Source organism: uncultured Deefgea sp., assembly GCF_947072475.1.
Taxonomy (GTDB): domain Bacteria; phylum Pseudomonadota; class Gammaproteobacteria; order Burkholderiales; family Chitinibacteraceae; genus Deefgea.
This window is the reverse complement of the sequence record NZ_CAMTIA010000007.1, coordinates 47,127-72,100: the sequence shown is the minus strand read 5'-3', so window position 1 is coordinate 72,100 and position 24,974 is coordinate 47,127. Positions and strand designations below refer to the sequence as shown.

The window sequence follows — 24,974 nt, the reverse complement described above, 5'->3', positions numbered from 1 at the left end:
GCTCGCACTAGTTAATTGGTGGGTATATTATTGTAGTCGTTTTAAATAAAAGACTTCATGCAAATACCCATGGTAAATCGGCTTGCCGATTTCGTGTTTTATTCTTGGAGTAGTGTATGTCTTTATTATTAGAGCAGCCATTGACAGATGAAGAGCTTGATCAATTGGATCAATTTTTATATTCAGATGTCGTTGGCAAAGACGCAATGTCATTATCCATGTTGCATGGTTATCTAACCGCCATTTTGATTGGCCCAGCCAGTGTGATGCCGGGTCAATGGCTGGCTCAAATCTGGGATCGTCCAGAAGCGGTGATTTTTGCGCTGCCAGAAGGGGACAACATCATTAATTTGGTGATGCGTTTATACAATCAAATCGCCGATGAATTAGCGCAAGACCCTCCCGTGTATGAGCCTTTGCTGTATTGGGAAGATGAATCAATGCAAAACTCCAGCATCGAAGAATGGAGCTTGGGCTTTTGCTTTGGTGCTGGCTTGGCAGAAGATGAATGGCAGCCTTTGATTGACGAAGAAGAAGGCCAGTTCATGTTTATGGCCATCATGAGTGGTTCGGACGATGAAATGCGCGAAGATATGCTCAAAGAAGGCATTGATTTAGTGCGCCATGACAACGAAGTTGCGGAACAAATTCCGGAAATGGTCATCGAAATTCGAGATTTCTTCCGTGAAAACGGCGAATCGTCGCGCAGCAAGCATCAATTGCATTAATGCCAACTTGATTCTGAAGCCCACAAACCGCATGGCAAAAATGGCGAATTAGCATTTGTTTTTCTGAAGGCTTTATTTTTGCCCTGTTTTTTCGTGAATAAGCGGTTTTGATTGCTGATGCGCGCCAATCGGTGCTCGCATCAGTTAAAATTGATGGTTTAGTATTTATTGGGTGATTTCGCCCAGCAAGGAATGATTCATGAGTCTCAAGTGCGGCATTGTTGGCTTGCCCAACGTCGGTAAATCTACGCTATTTAATGCATTGACCAATTCAGGCATTGAAGCAGCTAACTATCCATTTTGCACCATTGAGCCGAATGTCGGCATCGTTGAAGTGCCAGATCATCGTTTAGCCGAATTATCCAAAATTGTTAATCCACAAAAAGTTCAATCGGCGATTGTTGAATTTGTCGACATCGCCGGCCTAGTCGCTGGCGCGAGTAAAGGTGAAGGTTTGGGTAACCAATTCTTGGCCAATATCCGCGAAACAGACGCGATTGTGAATGTGGTGCGTTGTTTTGAAAACGATAACATCATTCACGTTGCCGGCCGTGTTGACCCCATCGATGACATTATCGTGATTGGCACCGAATTGGCTTTGGCCGATATGAGTACCGTCGAAAAAGCCATTCAGCGTGATGGTAAAAAAGCCCGTTCAGGCGACAAAGACGCACTGGCTACTGTCGCGGTGTTAGAAAAACTCTTACCGCATCTGAACGAAGGGTTGCCAGCGCGCTCGCTCAAATTGTCAGATGACGAAAAAGCAGCGATCAAACCGTTATGCTTGCTGACGATCAAACCCGCGATGTATGTGGCCAACGTTGCCGAAGATGGTTTTGACAACAATCCATTGCTCGATAAAGTAAAAGCCCATGCTGCGCTCGAAGGTGCACCGGTCGTTGCTGTTTGCGCGTCGATTGAAAGCGAGATCGCAGAGTTAGACGAAGCCGATAAAGTTGAATTTTTGGAATCACTCGGCCAAGCCGAGCCAGGTTTGAATCGTTTGATTCGCGCCGGTTACGAATTACTCGGCCTGCAAACCTATTTCACTGCCGGTGTGAAAGAAGTTCGCGCGTGGACGATTCACAAAGGCGACACCGCACCGCAAGCGGCGGGTGTGATCCATACCGATTTTGAGCGTGGCTTTATTCGTGCACAAACGATCGCCTTTGAAGACTTCATCGCTTATAAGGGTGAGCAAGGCGCCAAAGAAGCCGGCAAAATGCGCGCTGAAGGCAAGGAATATGTTGTAAAAGACGGTGACGTACTCAATTTCTTATTTAACGTTTAATGATTGTCATTGAACTGAAACATTATTGTAATAATATGGAGGCATTAAATGAGCCGTACTGTTCAGTGTGTCAAATTAGGCCGTGAAGCTGAAGGATTAGATTTTGCACCGCTACCCGGTGAGCTAGGTAAGAAAGTATATGCACAAGTGTCTAAAGAAGCTTGGGCTGCTTGGGTGAAGCACCAAACGATGTTGATTAATGAAAATCGTTTGAGTTTGGCGGATCCAAGTGCCCGTAAATACTTGCAACAGCAATTGGAAAATTACTTCTTTGGTTCAGGTGCTGATGCCGTACAAGGCTACGTGCCACAGTAATTGATATGATCAAACAGGCCGCATTTGCGGCCTGTTGTGTTTTAAAAGCGTTGCATAAGCTGAGTTAGAAGCTGATTCAATTGACCTCAATCGCCATCAAAGAGCGCTGCCATGACTTACAAACCCGCCGACAATCAACTCTTGCTCAATCGTGAATTGGGTTTACTTGAATTTAACCGCCGTGTTTTGGCGCAAGCCGAGGACGTGCGCAATCCACTTTTGGAGCGCTTGAAGTTTTTGTGCATTGTGTCGAGCAATCTGGATGAGTTTTTTGAAGTGAGGATGGCGTGGTTAAAAGAAAATATCCGGCACAATCCTTCACGGCTATTGCCAGAAGGGATTACCCCGCATCATGCTTTTGAATTGGTCACCAAAGAAGCGCATGATTTGGTTGAAAGACAATATCGAATTTTGCGTGAAAATGTGTTTCCAGCAATGGAAACCGAAGGGATTTATTTCTTTCGGCGTAGTTTATGGACTGAAGCGCAGCGTGAATGGGTTAGAAATTATTTCTTCCGTGAATTAAAGCCGATTTTGACGCCGATTGGTTTGGATCCTTCGCATCCATTCCCACGTTTATCTAACAAAATGCTCAATTTTATTGTTGAGTTAGAAGGCCCAGATGCCTTTGGCCGTAATTCGGGGATTGCGATTGTTCAAGCGCCGCGTATTTTTCCGCGCTTTGTCAAAATGCCCGATGAAATCGCCGGTACCCAGCATGGCTTTGTCTTTTTATCGTCAATTTTGCATGCGCACATCGATGAGCTATTTTCTGGTATGCATGTCCTCGGTTGCTATCAATTCCGGGTAACGCGTGATTCCGATGTATCGGTTGATGATGAAGACATCAAAGATCTGCGCGCAGCGATTGAAGGCGAGTTATCGCAACGCCCTTATGGTGATGCTGTTCGCTTAGAATTGGCCGATAATTGCCCACGGCATTTACAAGACTTTTTGTCGTCGCAATTTGGCTTGCTGCCAGAAGACATTTATCGGGTGAATGGGCCGGTGAATTTGGTGCGTTTAATGCAAGTGCCAGATCAAGTCGATCGCCCGGATTTGAAATATATACCGTTTATGCCGGGCATTCCCCCTGAGCTACGCAAACAAGCCGATTTCTTCTCGGCGATTCGACACAGTGATATTTTGTTGCACCATCCCTACCAAAGCTTTACGCCCGTCGTCGATTTGCTACAGCAAGCAGCGCGTGATCCGCAGGTGGTCGCGATTAAAATGACGATTTATCGTACTGGCGCCGAGTCGGTCTTGATGGATGCGCTTAAAGAGGCGGCGATTCGCGGTAAAGAAGTTACCGTGGTGGTTGAGTTGATGGCGCGTTTTGATGAAGAAGCCAATATCAATTGGGCTGCGAAGCTAGAAAGCGTCGGTGCTCATGTGGTGTATGGCGTATATGGCTATAAAACGCATGCCAAAATGCTGCTGATTGTTCGCCGTGAAGAGGGGCTGTTGCATCGCTACGCGCACGTCGGCACGGGTAACTATCACCCTCGAACGGCCAAGCTATATACCGACTTTGGTTTGTTGACGGCCAATTGTGATATTACCAGCGATGTGAATGATGTGTTTATGCAGCTCACGGGTTTGGGTTTGGCGGGGGATCATCACGCCCTGTGGCAAGCGCCATTTACGCTGCATAGCCAATTTATCGCCGCGATTGAGCGTGAAATCGTGCATGCCAAGGCTGAACGTAAAGCGGTGATTATCGCCAAAATGAATTCGCTACTTGAGCCCTCAATTATTGATAAATTGTATGAGGCTTCGAATGCCGGCGTGACCATTCATTTGATTGTGCGTGGCGTATGCGCTTTGCGTCCTGGTTTGCCTGGCGTTTCAGAAAATATCCGAGTTCGTTCGGTCATTGGTCGCTTCTTAGAGCATCATCGCGTGTTTTATTTCCTCAATGATGGCGCAGAAGACGTGTATTTATCCAGTGCCGATTGGATGGGACGTAATTTATTCCGTCGTATTGAAATTGCATTTCCGATTTTAAATCCCAAAGTGAAGCGCCGCGTGATTCGTGAAAGTTTGCGGCCATTCTTGGTGGACAATTCTCAGGCGTGGGAAATGCTTTCAGACGGGCGTTATCGTCGAAAAGTTGCGCGTGGCGGCAAAATCAGATCGGCACAAGCGCAGTTACTCGCCGATTTAGCGGCCGGAACACGGAATTAATCGATGGATTTAATTCTATGGCGCCATGCTGATGCAGCAGAAGGGCCGGATGATCTGGCGCGGCCACTCACGCCCAAAGGCGTCAAGCAGGCGAAGAAAATGGCTGCTTGGCTGCGAGCTCAGCTCAAAGATGTGGCGCAATATCGTCTGATTTGTAGTGAGGCAGTTCGCAGTCAAGCCACCGTACAATATCTTCGCGCGGATGCGGTGGTGGATTCGCGAATTAATCTAGGTGGCTTTAACGCGGCCTATTTAGAGCTAGCGCATTGGCCACGCGATATCGGCAAAGTGGTGGTGATGGTCGGCCATCAGCCGCATATTGGCCAAGTGGCATCGCTGTTATTGACGGGTAAAGAGCTCGATTGGCCTACGCGCAAAGGCGGAATTTGGTGGATTCAACGTCGCGTGATGGATGGCCGAGTTAAGTATGTGCTCAAGGCGGCATTGGGGCCGGAGTTAGTTTGAGCAATAAAAAAGGCGGCTAAGCCGCCTTTTTGCTGTCGATAAACAACGCCAACTAGCTGAGCGCAATGCTTAAGCTGGCGCGGTAATGTAAGTTGGCTTGTTCGGTATGCTCGAGTTGATCAAGCAATCGGGCTAATTCAGCATGGGCAATGGCGGTCGGTTTAACGGCAATGCTGGCTTCTAAATAGGTCTGTGCCTTGCCCCATAGCTCGCGCTGATAGCATAAACGCCCCAAAGTCAGTAATAAACGATGGTCATTCGGATGCTGTTTAAGCCATTGTTCGGCCTGTTGCAACTGGGCGGTTAGCGCTTCGCCGCGCAGCCCAAGCACGCCATATTGCTCGAGTAATTCACTATTCCATTCAGCATCAATGGCGGCCGCCAAAGTCTCGCGAGCGAGCGCGGGTTCGCCTTGTTCTTGATATTGAGTTGCGATGCTGGCGGCCAATTGTGGATTAAGTCTGTCGGCCTCAGGGACTTTACGACACCAGTCTTTTAGCTCGCGCACGCTCATTGGATGTTGGCGTAATTGTTGCTGATACGCGGCAATTCGAATGTGATTGGCTTGCTCAGCATCGAGTGCGTCGCTGCGCGTCAATTGTTCAATCAGCTTGAGCACCGCATCTGGATTGCGCTCGCGTTGGCGTAAACGCAATTCGATTTTCATGGCGGCAGTCAGTTTGGGATTGATTTCACGCGCCGCAGCAATGGCTTGGCTCGCTTCGTTGTAGCGGCGCTCATCGAGATAAAGCTCGGCCATTGACATCAATGTCGCTAAATGTTGCTCACCAAGCCGGGCTTGTAATTGCTCGAAATAAGCATCGCGTTTGGCGTAATCACGCATTGAATGCGCGGCCCGCGCTGCCAATAAACCATTTACTGCATACGCTGCATCATTGGGACTGGCCGCAAAAGCTTCGCTGGCGAGTCGTTCTGAACGCTGAAAGCGTCCCTCATAAAATGCTGTGCGTGCTTCTCGTTCGAGCTGCACCGACGCGATTTCTTGCTGGCGCAAACGATAGCGGCGTACTCGCTCGGGTAGGCCGCCTAATTCAGCCAGCATCCGCAGCCCCAAATACAGCACAATCACCGAGCCAATCAAGAGCAGAATAAAAATATTCAGCGAGATTTCAAGCCGCCAAGGCGGTAGAAAGATCAAAGCGTAGCCGCTATTGACTTGGGCAAATAGCGTTAAGCCAACCGCCAGTGAAAATAAACCAATAAACCAGATTAAGAATCTCACGGCTTGGCCCTCTCTGCAGTGGTGCGTGCTGCGCGAACGGCAGTTAAGCTGGCGCTTAAGTCGGGCATGGTGATCGCGAGAGGTTGCGTCTGTAGTTGGCGCAAGACCTTAATCGCATTGTCAGTGGCAGGGGCGCGGGCATCAAAAAATTGCTGTAAATAACGCTCAGTGGCTTTGAGATCGCTACGAAATGCAGTTTCGTTACGCAGTAATAATGCGGCGCGGGCATTGAGTAGGCGCAATTTAATGTTTTCTCGCAAAAAGAAACCTTGCTCAGGCGATAACAAGATCAGATCAGGTTGATCGATGCGGCGGATTTGAATCAGCTGCTTGAGTTCATGCCAAATCTCAGCGCCAAAGCGTTGCGCGGTATTGTGCTGAGTATTGGCTTGATGCGTCGGTGCGATAGTGTGTCCGGCATCAACAATCAGCGGCAACTGATCAACACTATCAATAATGCTATTGAGCTTGGCGGTAATGCCGATCACATCGAGATAGGGCGTTCCTTTTAAGGTGTTGATGTCTTTCGTTAGCGCTTGGCGAACACTGATCAGCTCAGGGCGATTCAGTTGAGCCAGTTGCACGTCGATATTATTTAACGCGGTTAATGCGCTATTGATATCACCGGCAATTTGTAATTGTTGGCTGGCAAACGACAGCATTTGCTCGACTTCGGCCAGACTATGTAAGGTTTCACCTCGGCTAAGGTTGTCGTACATATGATTGAGCGCTTCTTGTCGCGCGCCGGCCTCAGCTTGCTTGCTTTCTTGAATATCGAGGCGCGAGATGATTTTTTGTTGTGCTTGGCTAGACTCTAGGCTGGATTGGCGTAGCGCTTGCTGCAGTTGATTATTGCTGGCCAATTCACGGCTGAGTTCGAGCTTGAGTGATTCCATGGCGTTTTGCTGGTATAGCCAAGCGCCAGCACTGGCTAAAATGGCCACAATCGCTAATATCAGCGCCGGTTGCTGCGCAAAATGACGCGGCGCGCTGTTGAGTGCCGCAGAAAAAGTATTTGGGTTGTCTTGATTCATCGGGCTCTACACTTTTTGAGATGAAACCGGTGAAAAATACCGGCAAATCGAACGGGTAATGCCATCATCGCCCGCCTCGGTTGGCACTATATGCTGAGCGCCATGCGCTTTTAGAGCTGCGGCAATTCGTGGGTGCGGAACAAAATAGAGCCTACATTGTAACTTGAGCTGCGCTTGCTCTCCAGCCCAGTTCAATAAGTGTTGTGCCGCTTCTGAGCTAGAAATAATAATGCCATCACAACCCACCGCCAATTGTTGCTCAATCTGTTGCCGATCTAAAGCGGCAACGCTGCGCTGATAAGCCGTCACCAATTGTACGCTCGCACCCGCCGCGATTAAGCCCGAGGGCAAAATATCGCGGCCACCATTGCCACGAAACAGCACAATTTTTTTGCCGGTTTGATCGCCCAGCGTCGCCAATAAGCCTTCACCATCAAATTGCTGTGCAGGACAAATAATGTGCTGCATGCCCAATTGGGCGGCTCGTTCGGCACTGCCAGGACCAATGACGGCAACGGGTAAATGACTGGGCCAAGGCGTTGAGCGCGCCAACATCACTTGATCTAATGCCGAAGGGCTAATAAAAATCGCCAAGTCAAATTGATCAAGCTGCGCGAGCGCGTTTTGTAGTTCTTGCGCTGGATTGGGCGGCGCTATGGTCAGCAACGGAAGGGTATGGCACTGTGCGCCTTGTTTAGAGAGCGCCGCAGCTAAATACCCCGACTGTGCTTCAGGCCGAGTAATCCATAATCGCAAGCCAGCAAGCGCTAAAGTCATACCGCTAGTTGTTTAAGAATCTCACGAGCGCCTTCGGTGCAGAGTAAATCGGCAACGATACGCCCTAAGCCATCCGCAGCCGCGAATGAGCCATTGGATTCGGCGACCACACGATGACTGCCATCGGGCATGGCCACTAAACCGCGTAAGCGTAAAAAGCCGTCTTCATTGGTGGCATAAGCCGCCAGCGGAATCTGGCATGAGCCATTTAAACGACGCGATAAAGCCCGTTCGGCAGTGACGCAAGCAGCGGTTTCTACGTGATTAAATGGCGCGAGCAAGGCCATTAAATCGGCGCGATCGCTGCGAATTTCAATCCCCACTGCGCCTTGCCCCGGTGCGGGTAGGCTAATTTCAGGCGACAGCTCGCAAGCGATGCGCTCGGTGAGGCCAAGTCGTTTTAAACCAGCCGCCGCTAAAATGATGGCGTCAAACTCACCGTCGTCGAGTTTTTTGAGACGGGTGCCGACATTGCCACGCAATGGTTTAACCACTAAATGCGGGTAAATCGAGCGAATTTGGCTTTCGCGGCGCAAGCTAGCGGTGCCGACAATCGCACCCGCAGGCAGCTCGTCCGGATGTTTGAATCGATTTGAGACAAAGGCGTCACGCGGATCTTCGCGCTCACCGATGGCCGCCAGACTAAAGCCTTCGGGCAACACCATGGGGACGTCTTTCATTGAATGCACGGCCAAATCGGCGCGCCCCTCGCTCATGGCTTGCTCGAGTTCTTTAACAAACAAGCCCTTGCCGCCAATTTTGTTGAGGGTGACGTCTAAAATTTTATCGCCTTGGGTGGTGATGCCAAGCAATTGAACCGATAAATTCGGATAGGTTTTTTCTAGCCAAGACTTCACAAAATGAGCTTGCCAGAGTGCCAGCGGACTTTCGCGAGTGGCGATGATCACTTGGGTCGGCAGAGTTGGGCTCATAAGAAAAATCCTTCAGTCAGACAAAAACAGCAGTCTAACATGCGCGATGCAGCATGCGTTGCCCGCGACTTACTCGAGATGACGTTTGCGCTCTGGCGGTGATTCGTTCTCTGAATTGAAGTCAAGAAAATCCAAATGTGGCACGATTGAATCAGGGCTGTCTACCTCGATTTCGGGCTCAAAAGCCGGAAACATTTCGATTTCCTCGGTGGCTTGAAACGAGATATCTTGTATTTCATCGTGCATTTCAGGCAGTTGAATATCCAACATGACGGCTGGCGTGGTCATTGGCACGACTTCGCTGATTGCAAAGTCCATCGTCGGCGTTGGCGTTGGGGCGAGCGGGGTTTCGATATCTAAGAAGGCATGCATCATCGTGGCCGGTGTGGACTCGGGATGGATATCTAGCTCGACCCTTTTGCTATCTGCCGTGATGACATCGGCCGCCATCGTATTCGGGCGATTTTGGCGTTGATAGAGCTCATTTTCTGGATCAAGTTTTGAGCCGATATTACGCACCAGTTCCCAATCGGCTTCGTCTTTAACAATCAGGCTTAAGTTTTTTGCCAAATTGGCATATTCGGTTTTCATGCCTTGTTGGCGGAAAACTCGGAATAGCATTAACCAACGCTCGATATCTTCTGGGTCTTCATCAATGCTGCGATACAGCAAATCAATCGCCTCGGCGACTTCACCTTGTCCCAACATAATTTGGATGCGTGCCAAATCGACGGAATCAAAATCGCTGACTTCAATTCCTGCACCAGGATGATGTAAAAAAGACATCATGGTTGGCGTGTGTTCGCTGGCTTTATGCCGTGTGGCATAGGTTTTAAATTGCCCCATCAAGGTTTGTTCGCTATGGGGAGCGAGCTCATTTGCTGGCTGCGCTTGGCGACGACGCCAAAATAGCCAGCCGCCGACCGTCGTTACGATGCCAACTAAACCTAAACCAATCAGCCAAGTTGGCGTCTTGCTCGCGGGCTCGGCGATTTCTGGCGCAGGCATAATGCGTTTTTTGTTCGGCTGACTGGCACTGATGCCGGGGGCGGCTGCGGCGGTGGTGTTGCTGACGGCCGTCACCGTACTGGCGGTGATGAGCGCCTCAGGTGCGCTGGCGATCGGCTGGCTGGTGTTGAGCTGGCTTAGGCGCGTATTCAGTTGCTCGACTTCCAGTTGTAATTTGAGCTGTAATTCTTCTAGGGTTTTGACTTTCTCTTCTAAACCTTGCGTGTATTGCGCGGTGGATGGCGTGCCTGTTGGTTTAGTGCGTTGACTCGGTTCGCTATCGAGTCGCAATTGACCTGCTTCTACTGTCGGCGTGGTTGGCGTTTTTTTTCGTACTGAACGTAATTTATCGGGAATGCTCACCACAGTACCGGCACTCAGTGCGGCATTCGGGTCAAGATCAGGATTGCTAGCGCTGAGTTTTTGTAAGTAGCGAGGATATTGCGGCGTATTTTCGGGGTAATAGCGCTTGGTGAGTTCGCGCAAACTCATCGGTTTTTTCAGCGTGAGCTGATGATCTGTTCTCGGCGATACGTCTTGCGCATTGCTGGATTCAGCTCGACGAGGGCGCACTTCACGTGGCAGGGGGCGACTGGATATTTCGCGCTCGGCGCCGGTTGGGGCGATATTTAAAAAGGCGGTGAAATCCCGCGTCATTTGTTGATTGGCGCAGGCGAGCTTCACCGCAAAAGCAATTGTCGGTTCGCCGACTGCCGAGCGTGATTCGATTAGTAATACGCCACTGTTTTCCCCATTGGGACGAATTTGAATGGTGGCTGGGCCTAAGCCGGGTAATTCATTGTTAGATGCGCGTAATTCAATGCATTGTTCATTGATCGCTTCGCCGGCATTTAAACGGTAGGGTACAAGGCCGCGAAAGGGTTGTCCGATATAGGACTGTAATTGCAATTCGCCCATGGTCATGGCGTGAGCTGAACCAAAGCTTAGGCCCAGTGTGACGCAGAGTGTGGCGCGGCGAAATTTAAAATGCGGCATTGATAATTTAAACCATAAATTGAATATTTCATTCATTGTCAGGCCTTCTGGCATTCAACTCAACAAAAAAATAAATAAGCTAACGCGATATTCATTTTTAGCTAATTTGCTGAGTTTTTCAAATATAAGCATATATTAATATGCTGGCGGGCAATTGTTGGCTTGTTGCCGAAATCGGCAAAGCATTAAAAATGCCGTACCAAGTCATATCACCATAAACAAAGCTGCTCAGGCACATTGCTGCGTTCGTCAAAACGTACCCCTAAACCCAATAAACGCACGGTCTGCGGGCTACGTTTTAAACCTTGTTCGAGTAGTCGAATATAGGTATTTAATTGTGGCGAGTTGCAAATACATTCCACGGTGGTTTGTGTGAAATCAGCAAATTTAATTTTGATAAATGCTTTATGAATTCGCTCATCCGCTAAACGCTGCATTCGAATTTGCCAATCGCTAAATAATTCTGCCAGCGCTTGCTGGCAAGCGGCGGTACTTAAATCATGAGCGAATGTATTTTCTACCGATAATGATTTTCGACTTTCATGCGGGGCCACTGGACGATGATCGATGCCTTGGGCTTGTTCATGCAATAAATGGCCGAGGCGGCCAAATTCGCTGATTAATTGTTCCAGTGACCATGCCTGAATATCGGCACAGGTATGTATACCGCGCAACGCCAGTTTATCTGCGGTGACCTTACCAATACCCCATAGCTTTCTCGTTGCTAGCTGCGGCATAAATTCGGCAATATCTTGGGGACGAATCACGAATTGCCCATTCGGTTTGCGCCAGTCGCTGGCAATTTTGGCGAGTAATTTATTTGGCGCAATGCCGGCACTGGCGGTAATGCCGATTTCGCGCTCGATGCGCGCCCGAATTTGTTCGGCCATTCGCGAGGCGCTACCTGCGCAATGCGGTTGGCCGCTAACGTCTAAATACGCCTCATCCAAAGATAGTGGCTCGATTTGATCGGTGTAATCGGCAAAAATGGCGCGCATTGCCTGTGATGCCGCTTTGTAACGGGCAAAATCGGGCGGCACCACCACCAGTTGCCGGCAACGCTGTTGTGCTCGATACGTCGACATCGCCGAATGAATGCCAAATTGGCGCGCAAGGTAGTTGCAAGTGGCAATGACGCCACGCCGCTCTGCCGAGCCGCCCACCGCGAGCGGAACTTCGCGGAGTTCAGGTCGATCACGCATTTCAACGGCAGCATAAAAGCAGTCGCAATCGATATGAATAATTTTGCGCTGAGGCGTCACGGTGTGGTTTGAGTAAATAAAACAAATTGTACGTTCGTTCTATATGACTGTCAGTATTTTCTGCTTCAGCGGTGATTGCGCTGCACTGCTTTTATATCGTACTAGTGGGTATATCGATAAGGTGCAATATTGAAAAGCGCTACATGGCAATACATCGCATTACTCGCCGTTGCAGCGAGCGAGTGGCGGCGTAGTTTATGCTGGTGCTGTGCTAGCGAGCGTCGATTAGCGGCAGTAGCTCGCCATGATATAGCTGCGCTGAGTCGGGTATTTTCGGCCGCTCGGGGCGCAAGTTTTGAGCACCACATCGCCAGTATCACAGCGACGCGACATGGTGACGCGTTGACCGATATTGAGTTTTTTTCGTTTGTTGTTGTAAGCATTGAGAATGGAGTCGTAAGTTCCGGTCGCGATGGGCTGCTCGACGCCGTGGATGGTAATAAGCTTCAGAATGTAATTGTGCTCGGTCATGAGGTCTCCAATTGCAGCTTATTGAAGCGCCGATCTGTCGTTGGGCTCTACGCTTGATTTGCATTGAGTGAACACAACATCAAATCATTGCTTTAAAAATGAATCACCAGAAGCAAAAATGTTTTGCCGCGAGATTTTGCTCGGCCAGCAAAGCATTGAGTCAGCACTCAGTATCTGATTATATTTTTACCAATTTGTTGCAGTTAAGAAATAAAGTTAGAGTGTTGTTTTTTGGCTTTTGTCAGTTTTAAATCAGTTAAAAACAATGTTGGAGTCGGTTGATGTTCTGCTACGGTTAATGTATTTCACTGTCAATGGGGCGATGTGATGACTCAACTGGATGACCTTACTCGTCGGCGCGCTAGCCAAATTGTGTATCAGATCTTTCCCGAGCGATTTGCGATTGGTGCAGGCTTAAGTAGCGCGGAAAAACTAGCCAATACCGCTTATGACGGGCCGAATATCGCCAAACGGGGCTGGGATGACAGCACCTTAAATCAGCCGTGGGGACAGCAATTTTTTGGCGGTGACTTGGATGGTATAGCTGACAAAATTGATTATTTGCTGGATTTAGGGGTGACTGGGATTTACCTTACGCCGATCTTTAGCGCGCCGAGCAATCATAAATACGACGCGACGGATTTTTTTACTATTGACGCGATGTTTGGCGGTGAAACGGCTTTACGACGCTTGATCGATACCTTGCATCAGCAAGGCATGAATCTGACGCTGGACGCCGTGCTCAACCATGTTTCTGAATTTCATCCGTGGTTTTTGGCGGCGCAACAAGGCGATCCAAGCAAGCGCGATTGGTTTACTTTTCTGGCGGATGGACGGTATTTATGCTGGCAAGATTACGGCTTGATGCCGGAACTTAATTTGGCCAATCCAGCAGTCAGAGACGTGCTGTATCGCCAGCCCAACAGCGTGGTGCAATATTGGTTAAGTCGGGGTATCGACAACTGGCGCTTTGATGTCGCGCAAGATGTCGGTATACCCGTGGCACAAGAGATGGCCGAGGTGGTGGCGAAAGTGTATCCAGAGGCCGGATTGCTCGGTGAATTAAATGGCTTTTCTGGCGGCTGGTTTCAGGCTGGTGCTGGTTATAGTGGCATGATGAATTACTGGTATCGCACCGCGATTTTGGCTTGGCTGGCGGGAGAAATCGATGGCGTACAAATGAATGCGGCGATTCAAGACGCTCGTGATGCGTATGGCTTGAAAGGGCTGTTGTGTTCGTGGAATATGCTGTCGAGCCACGATACGCCGCGTTTGATTACCACCGTCGGTAATTTGCATGACGCGCAGCTGGCGATGGCAATGCAATTTACTTTGCCGGGCATTCCACTGGTGTATTACGGTGAAGAAATCGGCATGCAAGGCGGTGCAGATCCGGATTGCCGCCGGCCAATGCGCTGGAACGAGGCGGACTGGAATCACGCGCAGCGATCATGGGTCAAGCAATTGATTGCGATTCGCCAGCAAAATACCGCCCTACAGTATGGCGATATTATCGTTTTGGGCCATCGATTGGCGGGCAATACCCTAGTGTTTTTACGCGCCACCGCTATTCCGGGGGAGGCCGCTTTGGTGGTAGTGAATTTAACCGATACCCCGCTAGCGAGTCGTTTATTGATTCCTTATTCGCATTGGTACGACGGTGTGCCGTTGCGCGATGCTTTAGGTGGCGCGCCAGATTGCAAAATGCAGGCCGGTAGTGTGTTGCTGCAACTGCCAGCGCGATCGGTGGCGATTTATCAGGCGTTTGAGCCTTACCAAAACTACACTTTTTTTAAACCGCGTAATCAGTAATGCCGCGCAGCAGTGAACGCTTGATATGAAATAAACGCAATACGGCTTGGTTTGCAGGCGCATTAAATTTTGAATGCCCATTGATTTTATTGAGGTATTTTTTGAGCGCAATAATTTTTGTTTAAAATGCTTGCCAAGCCAGATGGAATCAGGAATAATCCGCCTCCTACACAGAACACACTCATGCCCGGGTGGCGGAATTGGTAGACGCAGGGGACTCAAAATCCCCCGCCGAAAGGTGTGCCGGTTCGAGTCCGGCCCCGGGCACCAAATTCAAAAAAGCCGATCTTTTAGATCGGCTTTTTTACGTCTGCACATTGCTGTTTTGATTAATCATCATCCCAGTCGCGATCACGATCACGATCACGCCCGTGGTGGTGATGCTTTTTATATTTCTTATATCGCTTATCGTCGCGATCATGCCAGCGCCCTTGATGGTAACGGTAATGCGACGACCAATAACGTGGGGTTTGCCAATGGCGGCCATCCCAATAATAACCTCGATGATTGCGCGACCCGAGTTGCAAAATTGGCGTTGCAGGAGATATCACCACCGGAGTGCCGATGGAGATATTGATACTGGCGGCGGCGCTCAGCGGAAAAGCACATGCGGCGCTGATTGCCAGAATAAAGAGTTTGTTCATAGACACAATTATCAATAGAAAGCAGCGATTAACTTATAACGCAAACGTGTTCTGGCCAATGGCGATTACACTTTTACACCCGTGCTGAGCATAAGTTCTATCTTCGATTGCAGCTATGATGCAGGCCACTCTGGGGATGATAATTTTGCGCTACAGCGAGTCTTTCCGCGCTTTTCGTCTTATCTTTAGCCCAATTCTGCAACGACCAAGCCAGCGCCAACTGGCGCTAGCCGCCAGCACGTTTGGTTTTAAAGCCTTGGCGGTTGAGCTCGCTGATGATGCTGTCGCGATGTTCACCTTGGATTTCAATTTGTCCGTCTTTGACTGTGCCGCCCGTGCCGCATAGGGTTTTGAGTTGTTTGCCCAGAGTGGTGAGTGCCGCGCTATCTAAAATTAAGCCTTTGACAACAATCACCGCCTTACCCTTGCGAAGCTCGCGGCCCACTCGGGCGATCCCGTCGCCACTGGGGAGCGCTGCTTGGCAGCTGCAAGCAGCCATCGGCTGACGACACGTTGGGCACATGGTGCCGTGCTCGGTTGAATAGACGAGTCCACCGCTGGATTTTTTACTCATCTTGCCCAGCCTTCAGCTGGGGAAATAGCACGTCGGTATAGCCAAATTGCGTCATATCGGTGATGCGTTGCGGGTAGAGCACGCCAAATAGATGGTCGCATTCGTGTTGCACGACGCGCGCGTGAAAGCCACTGACGGTGCGATCAATCGGTGTACCGAATTGATCAAAGCCTTGATAGCGTATCTGGGTATAGCGAGGTACGACACCTCGTAAGCCAGGAACAGACAGACACCCCTCCCAGCCAGATTCGAGCTCGATGCTAATGGGGCTGATGATGGGATTGATGAGTATCGTTTGTGGCACCGCATCGGCATCGGGATAACGCGCATTTTGCGCAAAACCAAACACCACCACTTGCAAGCTAACGCCAATTTGCGGCGCAGCAATGCCCACGCCGTGGTTGTCGGCCATCGTGTCGAATAAATCGACGATGAGTGCGTGTAGCTCGGGTGTATCAAATTCGCTGACTTTTTGCGCCGTAGTTAGTAGCAAAGGCTCACCCATTTTTAACACTGGACGAATAGGCATGATTGATTTGTGTAAGGAAAAATTTAATTTTAACTGATTGAATCAATGCGCTGAAATAAAAACGGCTGCATACGCAGCCGTGATTCATTTTTGGCGCCAGCGCGGCGGAAAACTAAACGTTAACAGATCCTAACTGACGCGATAGCGCGCAATTTGATTGCTCAGCGTATCGGCCATCGTGTCGAGTGTCTGTGCCGTACCGGCCACGTGGGCGGTACTTTGGGTGTTTTCATCAATCATTTGAACGATAGATTCAACGCGATTGGCGAGAATTTGGCTGGCCGATGATTGTTCGGCCAACGCAATATTCACTTCTTCAATCACTTGCGCCACCGATTGCGCGCTGCCACTAATGCTGCTCATAGCTTGGCCGGCATTTTGAGCCACTTGCATGCCGGTTTCGACGCTGCTGACTGACGTTCGCATTTGTTCGGCCATGTTTTTAGCGCCATGTTGAATCGTGCTAATCATGGCCGAAATTTCTTGCGCGGAACGGCCGGTTTTCTCGGCTAATTTACGCACTTCATCGGCGACCACAGCAAAACCACGGCCTTGCTCACCGGCACGCGCGGCCTCGATGGCGGCATTAAGCGCAAGTAAATTGGTTTGGTCGGCGACATCTTTAATCACCATGGTAATGCCAGAAATTCGATCCGATGATGCATCGAGTTCTTCAGCGGTGAGTGCGGCTTGGCGAATCGAATCGGCAATGCGGCCAATATCGGTAACCATGGCGCTAATGTGCTCGACGCCATTGCTGGCGGCTTGCCCTGATTGCTGTGACATTTGCCGTGCGTCGCCCGATAAATTGGCGATATGGCTAATGCTGGTGGAGATTTCTTCTAGCGTAGCGGCCATTGAAATACTTTGATCGGACTGTATTTCAGAGCTGTTTTTGACTTGTGCAGAGGTACTTGATAATTGCTGCGCGGAATTTTTAAGTTGCGATGACTGATTTTGCAACTCACCCAAGGTGGCTGCTAGCGCGCCGAGTAAACGATTAATCGCCTGCGCCATATCGGCGAGCTCGGTGCCGCCATTGAGCGGAAGTCGGCGAGTTAAATCATTCTGTTGATCAATTTGCATGATTTCGTGCTGCATAAAATGCAGCGGCCGAATAATCGAGCGGCTGATCAATATCGCGCCGGCAATACCAGCCAGTAGGGCGATCACGCCCATCAGTAAGAGAGAGTTGCGACTTTGATTGGCGTGTTCGGTGATTTTTGATTGTGCTGCCAACATCGCTTGATGCGACACATCGTAGCTTTGTTTCACATTGTCACTCAGATCGCGAATCGGTTGTTTATAGGGCTCAAGTGCCAGATTGGCTTGTTGTGGCGTAGTGATTTGGCCTGAAGCAATTTGGCTATACACGGTGTTCAGTGCGTCTTGATAGCCTTTCACTTGCAAGGGCATTTGAGTGGCAATGCTTTTGAGTTCTGGCGAGAGTGGCATTGAGCTGAAAGTGCTAATCGCAGTGTTGAGCTCAGCAAGTTGGCTATCCCATTCGGCTTTCAGTTTTTTGACGGCATCAGGGTTTTGCACATCAACGGCAAAAAATAAATCTTTTTCTCTTTGGCGGGTTCGGGTGACGAGATAGCGAATTTCTTGTGCTTGATCGCCAACGGCCACGTCGGTCTGCAAAATTTGCGCGCTAGACTGCTGTAAATTGCGAATATTCAACACGCTGATGGCGATAATGGCGAGTAAGAGTGCGAGCAATAAACCAAAGCCCAGCATGAGTCGAGTAGAAATTTTAGCAAACATGGTCAAAGCTCCTGGCGAATACTGCGTCAATTTTTCGTTGCGGGCGGTAGGGTGGATTCATTGAAATCAATAAAGCGCTGGTAATGACAAGCGATGCCGCTTTGTTGTAATCGCCGTGGTTGACAATGTTATTGTTTTATAAGGTATCGGCATTGATTTCGCTTTCTAAAGTGCAAGCATGAACAGACCTTAGTTTTTGATTAAACCAAGACTTGCCGGGTACTGGCCATATAGTGATGAATTTGTTGCTCAATTTGCGGGTCTATCATGAACTCAGGTCGACGACCATGCGGACAGGGCAAGGCGGGCGTTGTGCCAAATATGCGGCAAATCAGTGGACGCTCTAGATACACACTGCAGCCTTTTTCCGCTAAATGCGGGCAAGATAACTCTGCCAGCGCCACCTCATGTTCGGCAGCGGTTTTGCGAGGTAAACGCGACATTTCCTCTGGCGAGGTGGTGACCGGTCCACAACAATCATGGCAACCGACAATACATTCAAAGCTGGGAATTCGTTGGCGTAAAAAGCGAATCGTTTGGCTATTTGGAGTCATTTTTGTGTGAGCCAATGAAAAAAGATCGCCAGTTTACGCCGAGATCATAAAAACGGTTTTAGTCATGGTATGAACGGCAGCTTAGGACGACGTCATTCCGATGGAAGGTCATTTTTGCGGCGCTATCGCTAGACCGAATTCGATTCCGCCGAATCGCTCTGTGAATGTGCGAGAATGGCAGCACTGATTTAAGGCTAAAAAATATGCAAGCAAAACCGCGTTCTAAACCTTCTCGCCCTGCCGCGCCCAGCGTGACCAAACCGCCAGCACAATTGCACCCGCGCAATCGGCATCGTGGTCGCTATGATTTTCCGAGCTTGATTGCGGCTTGCCCAGCACTAGCGCCGTTTGTGGCCGTGAACCCGTATGGTGATGAGTCGATTGATTTTGCCAATCCGGCGGCGGTGAAAATGCTCAATCGAGCACTATTGGCGGCATTTTATGGCGTACAAAATTGGGATGTACCGGCAGGTTATTTGTGCCCACCGATTCCGGGGCGCGCCGATTATATTCATAATTTGGCGGATTTATTGATTGATAGCCATCGTGGGCAGATGCCGAGCACGGTGCGGGTGCTGGATATTGGTTGCGGTGCCAATTGCGTTTATCCCTTGATTGCGGCCAGCGAATACGGATGGGAATGCGTCGGCTCCGAAATCGATGCAGTAGCGCTGGCCAATGCCCAGCAGATTGCGGCGGCCAATCCGCAATTGAATATCCAATTGCGCCAGCAAGCAATTCCTGGTGCGATGTTTTTAGGCATTATGCAAGATGATGAATTTTTTGATTTAACCCTTTGCAATCCGCCATTTCATGCGTCTTTGGCCGAGGCCAGTGCCGGCTCGCAGCGTAAATGGAAAAACCTCGGCAAAGCACCGCGTACCAGTAAGGCAGCGAGCGCCGCAGAAGAAAAACCGCTGCTTAATTTTGGCGGGCAAGGTGGCGAGCTGTGGTGTGAGGGCGGTGAAGAAGCGTTTATTCAGCGCATGATTTCAGAGAGCCGACAAATTGCGCAGCGTTGCTTGTGGTTTACCAGCTTAGTGTCTAAAGCCAGTAGCTTGCCGCTGTTGTATCGCACTTTAGAAAAAGCCGGTGCCTATGATGTGCGTACGATTGAAATGAGCCAAGGGCAAAAGCAAAGCCGCTTTATTGCTTGGACATTTATACCGCCAGCGTCGCATGAGCGTTTTGTGTCGGCTTAATTCTATTTAGGCGAGCTAAGCCAAGCGTTTGGCTTGGGTGTTGTTTATTGTTATCTATGGGTATATTGCTGTGGCTCTTTTTCATTAAAGGGTGCATCAATATACCCATTGTTTTTTATGACAATTGAAAATAGCGCTTGTGCCGGTTTGTTGCGCTTCGTAGAATCCGCCGGCCTTTTATTTTCAAGTTCTCAATGCTGGCTTCACGTAAATTTCGATTAAGCGGTTTGTCGTTGGCGCTGTTTGCTGTGCTGGCGATGCTGCTGCTGAGTATGGTGCATCGCCCGCCGATGCCGGATTTCGCACGCCCAGCATTGTGTAGTAGCGTAGTTAAATCGAGCGATGTACCCGTTGATTCTACGCCTGCTGCGCCAACGAACAGTATTTGTAAAATTTGCTTATTGGCCGCTAGCGCCAATGCCGCGTGCCCCCCGACGGTGGCGATTTTACTGCCATTGCTTACTTTTTTTGCCGGTGATCTGCCGCGTGTTTTAGCGGTTTGGCATGTTGTTTTAGTTGATTTTTTACGCCCGCCAAGTCACGCCCCGCCGTCTGTTCTCTCGATTTAAAAACACACATTGATTTTAAATTTAGGCCGCTAGCGCGGTTGATTTGGCTCTGCTCGCAGAAAATCCAACTTCAACGCTAGTGGCGGGAGACTTGGTATGTCAAAAACAAAACCCGCAAACTTTTATGCCGTAGTTTGGCGCTGGCATTTTTACGCCGGTTTATTGGTGATGCCGGTACTCATGCTGCTGGCGGTGACTGGCGCAATTTATCTGTTTAAACCGCAGCTCGATCCATTGTTATATCCGCAGTTAATGCAAGTTACGCCAGGCCACCAGCCGGTGACGGCCGATGCCATGGTGGCGACGCTCACGCAAAATTATCCGGCGATGCAGGTGACGAAATATACGCCGGCCGAACAAATCGATCGTAGCGCGCAATTTAAAATTCAATTGGCCGATGGCGCTGAGCGCTTGGTATTTATTGACCCTTATCGCAATCAAATTTTAGGCGAACAAGATTTTGCTTGGACTTTACAAGGCATTGCGCTGCGTTTGCATGGTGAATTATTGATCGGGCCGTGGGGCGATGCGCTGATTGAGTTGGCGGCCAGCTGGGGTATTTTGCTGGTGCTGTCGGGATTGTATTTGTGGTGGCCCAGCAAGGCGGGGGTGTGGGGGACTTTTTTGCCTCGGCTTGGCGCCGGCAAGCGAGTTTTTTGGCGAGACTTGCATGCGGTCGGCGGATTTTGGTGCTCGGGCGTACTGCTGTTTTTACTGCTTACCGGTTTACCGTGGACCGGGATTTGGGGTGAAAAATTTGCCGAAGTTTGGCAGCGCTACCCCAGTGCCTTGTGGAGTCAATTGCCAGAATCGACGCCGCTCACTCGCAGTTTAAATTCAACGGTGGATAAGGCCGTCCCTTGGGCGGTAGAGGCCGCACCATTGCCACATAGTGAGCACGCGGCGCATCAGTCGCAGCCATTGGCGACGACGGCTTTGACCTTAACGCAAATCCAAGGCATTGCCCGTAAGCTAAACATGCCAGTAGGTTTATCGATCAGCCCGCCCAAAGATGCCAAGGGCGTTTATACGCTGTCTTTAGCGGTGGACGATCCGGCGCAGCAAAGAACGCTGCATTTAGATCAATACAGCGGCCAAGTGTTGGCCGACATTCGATTTGCTGACTATGGCTGGGTGCCCAAGGCGGTTGAATATGGGATTGCGATTCATGAAGGTAAGTATTTTGGTCTGCCGAACCAATTACTAATGCTGTCGGCCTGCTTGTTGCTCATCCTGATCTCAATCAGTGGCGTGGTGATGTGGTTAAAACGTCGCCCTGTTGGCCAATTTGCTGCGCCCAAAACCGCGCAGAGCCTACTACACTGGAAAACTGGCAGTTTGATTTTGCTGGCCTTGGCCTTGTTATTGCCAATGGTCTTGATCAGTGTGTTACTGGTGTTTGCACTGGATTTTTTGCTGCTGCGCCGAGCGTAAAAAATACCAAACAAAGCTATTTCATTGGTTTGCGCTTGGCTTTGTCTTAATTGATTGAAAGGACTGTGCAATAATCAATAGTGTTATTTCTTTGTTTTGTTGAAATTTAATTTTAATTTTTTGAAAGGAATTGAGATGAGTTCATTAGTGGTCGTGGGTTATGACAATATGTATAAAGCCGAAGAAGTTCGTTTGGCTTTGCGTAAATTACAAACTGAATATCTGATTGATTTAGAAGACGCAGTCGTAGCCACTAAAGACGCTGCTGGCAAAGTTAAATTGCATCAAGCGCTGAATCTGACCGCCACCGGCGCAGTCAGCGGTGGTTTTTGGGGCGCTTTGATTGGGATGATTTTTTTAATGCCGGTCGTCGGCATGGCAATTGGTGCCTCAACCGGCGCTTTGTCGGGCGCGTTGACTGATTTGGGGATTAACGATCAGTTTATGAAAGATCTGGCGGGCAATATGCAGCCAGAAAGCTCAACGCTATTTGTTTTGGTGCGTAGCATGACGCCAGATAAAGTCCTTGAGCAACTGCGTGGCACCGGCGGGACTTTGCTGCAAACATCCTTATCGCATGAAGATGAAAGCAAGCTTCAAGCGGCACTCAGCGCCGCTAAGGTTGATCAAAGCGCCTAATTGGCGCACCGATTAGCCCAAGGCCGGTGCGATGCATCGGCTTTTTTATGCGCGCAATTTGTATTGCTCGCAGTGACGACGCTTGGATTTACCGCGCGCAATATGCCAAAGAGGAAGACCAAGCATCAATAGACCTTAGGTGCTGATAGCACAGGGCGCGGGGTCGAATGATTAAGTTTAAAAACGCCGACCAGTTGCGCCAATTGATCGGCTTGCTCTTGTAATGAAGTGGCCGCTGCTGCGGCTTGTTCGACCAGAGCTGCATTTTGCTGCGTGACTTCGTCCATGTGGCCGACCGCTTGATTAACTTGGCCGATGCCGTCGCTTTGCTCTTTGGATGCGGCGGCAATGTCATGCATCAGGTGCGTTACGCGTTGAATACTTTGCTCGATTTCGGCCATGGTGCTGCCGGCTGAGCTGACGATTTGGCTACCACGGCCGACTTCGTCGACACTGTCGTTAATCAGCGCTTTGATTTCTTTGGCGGCAATCGCCGAGCGCTGTGCCAGATGACGCACTTCGGTGGCCACTACGGCAAAACCGCGCCCTTGTTCGCCAGCTCGAGCCGCTTCTACCGCGGCGTTGAGTGCCAAAATATTGGTTTGAAACGCAATGCCATCAATCACGCTAATAATGTCGACGATTTTGCCGGACGAGGTATTGATCGACGCCATGCTACTGACGACCGATTGCACTAAGCCGCTGCCTTTTTTGGCAATGAGTTCCGCATTTTGGGCCAATTGCCTTGCAGTAATCGCATTGTCGGCATTTTGTTTTACCGTGCTGGCAAGCTCTTCACTGCTAGAGGCGGTTTGTTCTAAGCTGGCGGCCTGTGCTTCGGTACGGCGGGATAAATCTTGATTGCCTTGCGCGATTTCTGTGGCGGCAACATGAATCGTGCTGCCCGCTTGTTGAATTTCTCCGACCAATTGCTGCAATTTATACACGGTGGCATTTATGCCTTCTTTGGTTTCGCCGAGTAAGCCTGGGTAGTCTTTACGAATCGTTTGGCTTAGATCACCTTGCGCCAAGGCACTGGCAACGTGCATCACATCGCGCAAACCCATCTCGGTGACCTCAGACAGGCGATTGAGCAAGTGGGCGATGCGGGCGCTAAAGCCGGTTTTATCTTTTATATCGAGCCGTAAACTAAAATTGCCTTGCTCGGCCGCCGCAGTCACCATGCTTTCAATCTCGGCAACGATATGACTCAGCGCAAACACCGTGTGATTCACGCCGTCTTTGGCTTTGCCAAATAAGCCCGGATATTCTTTTTGAATCGTTTGGCTTAAATCGCCAACCGACAGCGCATTGGCGACGCGCAAAATATCGTTAAAACCAATATCGCAGGTATTCATTAGGCGATTGAGGTCTTCAATCATGGCTTTAAATTTAAATTGATAGCGCTGGGCGTCGCCACGCACGGCAAAATCACCTGCCGCGCCAGCTTCGACCAAGGTTTTTATTTCATTGCTGATATTGAGTAAAGCTTGCTTGACTTGATCGATCGCTTGGCTAATTTGCGCTTGATCGCCATTTAATCGTGGCATCGCAGCTTCAAAATTACCTTGGGCATATTGCGCAATCACTTGTACGGTTTGCTCGGTGACCAGAATATGTGAATGCACCAGTTGATTGGTTTCTTCGGCCATTTCGCCAAATGTGCCGGGAAATGCCGCCGGATCCATACGGTGGCTAGTCCAGCCGGCGCGGTGTTGTTTGGCCATTTCGGATTGTGACAGGACAAAACCTTGGATGGTTAACTGCATATTTTGCATTGATTGCAGCAAGCGCCCGGTTTCGTCTTGTGAATGAATCACAATGGTATTATCCAGCTGACCTTGAGCGATATTTTCGGCAATCCCTACCGCCCGAGAAAGCGGGATTGAAATCGCTCGAATCAGTAAAAAGCACGATACAGCGGCCAAGCATAGGCCAAATAAAATTAACCCTATCGTGAGTGTTTTTACCTGCTGGTAACTGGTTTGCGCTTGCAAGTATTCGGCCTTGGCAACGTCAAGCTGTAGATTCATGATTTCGCCAATAATTTCGCCAACCGGATCAATCGCTGGATATAAAATGCCGATCAGCTCCGTCAGTTGGCCTGGGATCGGGCCTTGTTGATTGGCCAAAAATTGCTTTAACAGCATAATTTTTTGATTGGCTACAGCAAAGCGCTGTTCGGCCGTTTGCGCTAAACGCGACTCGTCAGCGGTGAGGCTGGTCGCCTTATAGGCCTGCCATTGTTGATCAATCATTTGTTGCGCTGCCGCGACTTGTTGGGCGGTAGTTTCAGCGTTGACTAGCCCAACTTGCGCTTTATTGGCGGCATCGATGATATTGACTGCATAAGCGTCGGCAATGATTTTGAGTTGTTTGAGTGGTACTACCCGGTCCTCATATACAGTTTTAAGCGATTGATTGACTTGTTGCAGGTTATACAAACCAATGCTGCCCAAAGCGGTGAGCAATAAAGATAAAAATAACACGGTATAGATTAAACGTTGTTGGATTGAGATTTGCATTTATTTGCTCCAC

22 protein-coding genes, 1 tRNA gene and 1 pseudogene are annotated in these 24,974 nt (G+C 49.6%); 11 read left to right on the top strand and 13 right to left on the bottom strand.

Annotated elements, in window-relative coordinates; genetic code table 11:
* Positions 1-116 precede the first annotated feature (116 nt).
* From Q0V82_RS04390 to Q0V82_RS04370, 5 genes and pseudogenes are all read left to right on the top strand, one after another.
* Positions 117-728 (top strand): YecA family protein, encoded by a 612-nt coding sequence (locus tag Q0V82_RS04390; RefSeq protein ID WP_288842622.1) that lies wholly within the window; start codon positions 117-119, stop codon positions 726-728.
* A gap of 199 nt (positions 729-927) precedes the next feature.
* Positions 928-2,019 carry a redox-regulated ATPase YchF gene (ychF, locus tag Q0V82_RS04385; protein WP_297573029.1) on the top strand — a complete coding sequence of 364 codons (1,092 nt, stop codon included), beginning with the start codon at positions 928-930 and terminating at the stop codon, positions 2,017-2,019.
* Between the two features lie 48 nt (positions 2,020-2,067).
* Positions 2,068-2,334: an oxidative damage protection protein gene (locus Q0V82_RS04380; RefSeq protein ID WP_297573028.1), complete on the top strand. Its 267-nt coding sequence runs from the start codon at positions 2,068-2,070 to the stop codon at positions 2,332-2,334.
* A 108-nt stretch (positions 2,335-2,442) separates the two neighbouring features.
* A pseudogene (gene ppk1, locus Q0V82_RS04375) lies at positions 2,443-4,524 on the top strand (polyphosphate kinase 1); the annotation flags it as partial.
* Positions 4,525-4,527: 3 nt separating this feature from the next.
* On the top strand, positions 4,528-4,989 hold the full coding sequence (locus Q0V82_RS04370; protein WP_297573027.1) for a histidine phosphatase family protein: 462 nt from the start codon (positions 4,528-4,530) through the stop codon (positions 4,987-4,989).
* A 52-nt stretch (positions 4,990-5,041) separates the two neighbouring features.
* On the opposite strand, the gene Q0V82_RS04365 is transcribed toward Q0V82_RS04370, so the two are convergent.
* The 7 genes from Q0V82_RS04365 to Q0V82_RS04335 all read right to left on the bottom strand — a co-directional run bounded on the left by Q0V82_RS04365 (position 5,042) and on the right by Q0V82_RS04335 (position 12,712).
* Positions 5,042-6,232 carry a heme biosynthesis HemY N-terminal domain-containing protein gene (locus Q0V82_RS04365; RefSeq protein ID WP_297573026.1) on the bottom strand — a complete coding sequence of 397 codons (1,191 nt, stop codon included), beginning with the start codon at positions 6,230-6,232 and terminating at the stop codon, positions 5,042-5,044.
* A complete protein-coding gene (locus Q0V82_RS04360) occupies positions 6,229-7,266 on the bottom strand; it encodes a uroporphyrinogen-III C-methyltransferase (protein WP_297573025.1) in 1,038 nt (345 codons plus the stop codon). The genes Q0V82_RS04365 and Q0V82_RS04360 overlap by 4 nt, the downstream gene beginning before the upstream one ends.
* Before the next feature lie 6 nt (positions 7,267-7,272).
* Positions 7,273-8,043: a uroporphyrinogen-III synthase gene (locus tag Q0V82_RS04355; protein ID WP_297573024.1), complete on the bottom strand. Its 771-nt coding sequence runs from the start codon at positions 8,041-8,043 to the stop codon at positions 7,273-7,275.
* Positions 8,040-8,975, bottom strand: a complete 936-nt coding sequence (gene hemC / locus Q0V82_RS04350) for a hydroxymethylbilane synthase (protein ID WP_297573023.1) — start codon at positions 8,973-8,975, stop codon at positions 8,040-8,042. The genes Q0V82_RS04355 and hemC overlap by 4 nt, the downstream gene beginning before the upstream one ends.
* A 69-nt stretch (positions 8,976-9,044) precedes the next feature.
* On the bottom strand, positions 9,045-11,015 hold the full coding sequence (locus Q0V82_RS04345) for a FimV family protein (protein WP_297573022.1): 1,971 nt from the start codon (positions 11,013-11,015) through the stop codon (positions 9,045-9,047).
* Positions 11,016-11,188: 173 nt separating this feature from the next.
* On the bottom strand, positions 11,189-12,241 hold the full coding sequence (gene dinB / locus Q0V82_RS04340; protein ID WP_297573021.1) for a DNA polymerase IV: 1,053 nt from the start codon (positions 12,239-12,241) through the stop codon (positions 11,189-11,191).
* Positions 12,242-12,466: 225 nt separating this feature from the next.
* The gene (locus tag Q0V82_RS04335) at positions 12,467-12,712 is read right to left on the bottom strand and encodes a hypothetical protein (RefSeq protein WP_297573020.1); all 246 of its coding nucleotides are present in this window, start codon (positions 12,710-12,712) and stop codon (positions 12,467-12,469) included.
* A 327-nt stretch (positions 12,713-13,039) separates the two neighbouring features.
* Between Q0V82_RS04335 and Q0V82_RS04330 the strand changes: the two genes are divergently transcribed.
* Together Q0V82_RS04330 and Q0V82_RS04325 are read left to right on the top strand one after the other, a co-directional pair.
* Positions 13,040-14,524 carry a glycoside hydrolase family 13 protein gene (locus Q0V82_RS04330; protein WP_297573019.1) on the top strand — a complete coding sequence of 495 codons (1,485 nt, stop codon included), beginning with the start codon at positions 13,040-13,042 and terminating at the stop codon, positions 14,522-14,524.
* 185 nt (positions 14,525-14,709) lie between these two features.
* Positions 14,710-14,794 (top strand) — tRNA-Leu (locus tag Q0V82_RS04325).
* A gap of 59 nt (positions 14,795-14,853) precedes the next feature.
* Here the strand turns inward: Q0V82_RS04325 and Q0V82_RS04320 are convergent.
* The 5 genes from Q0V82_RS04320 to Q0V82_RS04300 form a co-directional block, all read right to left on the bottom strand.
* Positions 14,854-15,168: a DUF2502 domain-containing protein gene (locus Q0V82_RS04320; protein ID WP_297573018.1), complete on the bottom strand. Its 315-nt coding sequence runs from the start codon at positions 15,166-15,168 to the stop codon at positions 14,854-14,856.
* A gap of 226 nt (positions 15,169-15,394) precedes the next feature.
* Positions 15,395-15,742, bottom strand: a complete 348-nt coding sequence (locus Q0V82_RS04315) for a translation initiation factor Sui1 (RefSeq protein WP_297573017.1) — start codon at positions 15,740-15,742, stop codon at positions 15,395-15,397.
* On the bottom strand, positions 15,735-16,271 hold the full coding sequence (def, locus tag Q0V82_RS04310) for a peptide deformylase (RefSeq protein WP_297573016.1): 537 nt from the start codon (positions 16,269-16,271) through the stop codon (positions 15,735-15,737). The genes Q0V82_RS04315 and def overlap by 8 nt, the downstream gene beginning before the upstream one ends.
* Positions 16,272-16,400: 129 nt before the next feature.
* Positions 16,401-18,038 (bottom strand): methyl-accepting chemotaxis protein, encoded by a 1,638-nt coding sequence (locus Q0V82_RS04305; RefSeq protein ID WP_297573015.1) that lies wholly within the window; start codon positions 18,036-18,038, stop codon positions 16,401-16,403.
* 200 nt (positions 18,039-18,238) lie between these two features.
* Positions 18,239-18,592 (bottom strand): YkgJ family cysteine cluster protein, encoded by a 354-nt coding sequence (locus tag Q0V82_RS04300; RefSeq protein WP_297573014.1) that lies wholly within the window; start codon positions 18,590-18,592, stop codon positions 18,239-18,241.
* A gap of 203 nt (positions 18,593-18,795) precedes the next feature.
* Here Q0V82_RS04300 and rlmF point away from each other — a divergent pair, with 203 nt between their 5' ends.
* The 4 genes from rlmF (at position 18,796) to Q0V82_RS04280 (ending at position 22,436) form a co-directional block, all read left to right on the top strand.
* Entirely contained in the window at positions 18,796-19,794 is a 999-nt protein-coding gene (gene rlmF, locus Q0V82_RS04295) for a 23S rRNA (adenine(1618)-N(6))-methyltransferase RlmF (protein ID WP_297573013.1), read from the top strand.
* Positions 19,795-19,988: 194 nt separating this feature from the next.
* Positions 19,989-20,363, top strand: a complete 375-nt coding sequence (locus Q0V82_RS04290) for a hypothetical protein (protein ID WP_297573012.1) — start codon at positions 19,989-19,991, stop codon at positions 20,361-20,363.
* Between the two features lie 96 nt (positions 20,364-20,459).
* Entirely contained in the window at positions 20,460-21,797 is a 1,338-nt protein-coding gene (locus tag Q0V82_RS04285) for a PepSY domain-containing protein (RefSeq protein ID WP_297573010.1), read from the top strand.
* A 135-nt stretch (positions 21,798-21,932) separates the two neighbouring features.
* Complete coding sequence (locus Q0V82_RS04280) at positions 21,933-22,436, top strand: DUF1269 domain-containing protein (RefSeq protein ID WP_297573008.1); 504 nt, start codon at positions 21,933-21,935, stop codon at positions 22,434-22,436.
* 125 nt (positions 22,437-22,561) lie between these two features.
* Here the strand turns inward: Q0V82_RS04280 and Q0V82_RS16530 are convergent, their stop codons facing one another.
* Positions 22,562-24,961 carry a methyl-accepting chemotaxis protein gene (locus tag Q0V82_RS16530; RefSeq protein WP_308445215.1) on the bottom strand — a complete coding sequence of 800 codons (2,400 nt, stop codon included), beginning with the start codon at positions 24,959-24,961 and terminating at the stop codon, positions 22,562-22,564.
* Between the last annotated feature and the right edge of the window lie 13 nt (positions 24,962-24,974).

Coding starts and splice junctions, on each gene's coding strand:
- Q0V82_RS04390 (WP_288842622.1), top strand. CDS start 117: ATGTCTTTATTATTAGAGCAGCCATTGACAGATGAAGAGCTTGATCAA.
- ychF (WP_297573029.1), top strand. CDS start 928: ATGAGTCTCAAGTGCGGCATTGTTGGCTTGCCCAACGTCGGTAAATCT.
- Q0V82_RS04380 (WP_297573028.1), top strand. CDS start 2,068: ATGAGCCGTACTGTTCAGTGTGTCAAATTAGGCCGTGAAGCTGAAGGA.
- Q0V82_RS04370 (WP_297573027.1), top strand. CDS start 4,528: ATGGATTTAATTCTATGGCGCCATGCTGATGCAGCAGAAGGGCCGGAT.
- Q0V82_RS04360 (WP_297573025.1), bottom strand. CDS start 7,266: ATGAATCAAGACAACCCAAATACTTTTTCTGCGGCACTCAACAGCGCG.
- Q0V82_RS04355 (WP_297573024.1), bottom strand. CDS start 8,043: ATGACTTTAGCGCTTGCTGGCTTGCGATTATGGATTACTCGGCCTGAA.
- hemC (WP_297573023.1), bottom strand. CDS start 8,975: ATGAGCCCAACTCTGCCGACCCAAGTGATCATCGCCACTCGCGAAAGT.
- Q0V82_RS04345 (WP_297573022.1), bottom strand. CDS start 11,015: ATGAATGAAATATTCAATTTATGGTTTAAATTATCAATGCCGCATTTT.
- Q0V82_RS04335 (WP_297573020.1), bottom strand. CDS start 12,712: ATGACCGAGCACAATTACATTCTGAAGCTTATTACCATCCACGGCGTC.
- Q0V82_RS04330 (WP_297573019.1), top strand. CDS start 13,040: ATGACTCAACTGGATGACCTTACTCGTCGGCGCGCTAGCCAAATTGTG.
- Q0V82_RS04320 (WP_297573018.1), bottom strand. CDS start 15,168: ATGAACAAACTCTTTATTCTGGCAATCAGCGCCGCATGTGCTTTTCCG.
- Q0V82_RS04315 (WP_297573017.1), bottom strand. CDS start 15,742: ATGAGTAAAAAATCCAGCGGTGGACTCGTCTATTCAACCGAGCACGGC.
- def (WP_297573016.1), bottom strand. CDS start 16,271: ATGCCTATTCGTCCAGTGTTAAAAATGGGTGAGCCTTTGCTACTAACT.
- Q0V82_RS04305 (WP_297573015.1), bottom strand. CDS start 18,038: ATGTTTGCTAAAATTTCTACTCGACTCATGCTGGGCTTTGGTTTATTG.
- Q0V82_RS04300 (WP_297573014.1), bottom strand. CDS start 18,592: ATGACTCCAAATAGCCAAACGATTCGCTTTTTACGCCAACGAATTCCC.
- rlmF (WP_297573013.1), top strand. CDS start 18,796: ATGCAAGCAAAACCGCGTTCTAAACCTTCTCGCCCTGCCGCGCCCAGC.
- Q0V82_RS04290 (WP_297573012.1), top strand. CDS start 19,989: ATGCTGGCTTCACGTAAATTTCGATTAAGCGGTTTGTCGTTGGCGCTG.
- Q0V82_RS04285 (WP_297573010.1), top strand. CDS start 20,460: ATGTCAAAAACAAAACCCGCAAACTTTTATGCCGTAGTTTGGCGCTGG.
- Q0V82_RS04280 (WP_297573008.1), top strand. CDS start 21,933: ATGAGTTCATTAGTGGTCGTGGGTTATGACAATATGTATAAAGCCGAA.
- Q0V82_RS16530 (WP_308445215.1), bottom strand. CDS start 24,961: ATGCAAATCTCAATCCAACAACGTTTAATCTATACCGTGTTATTTTTA.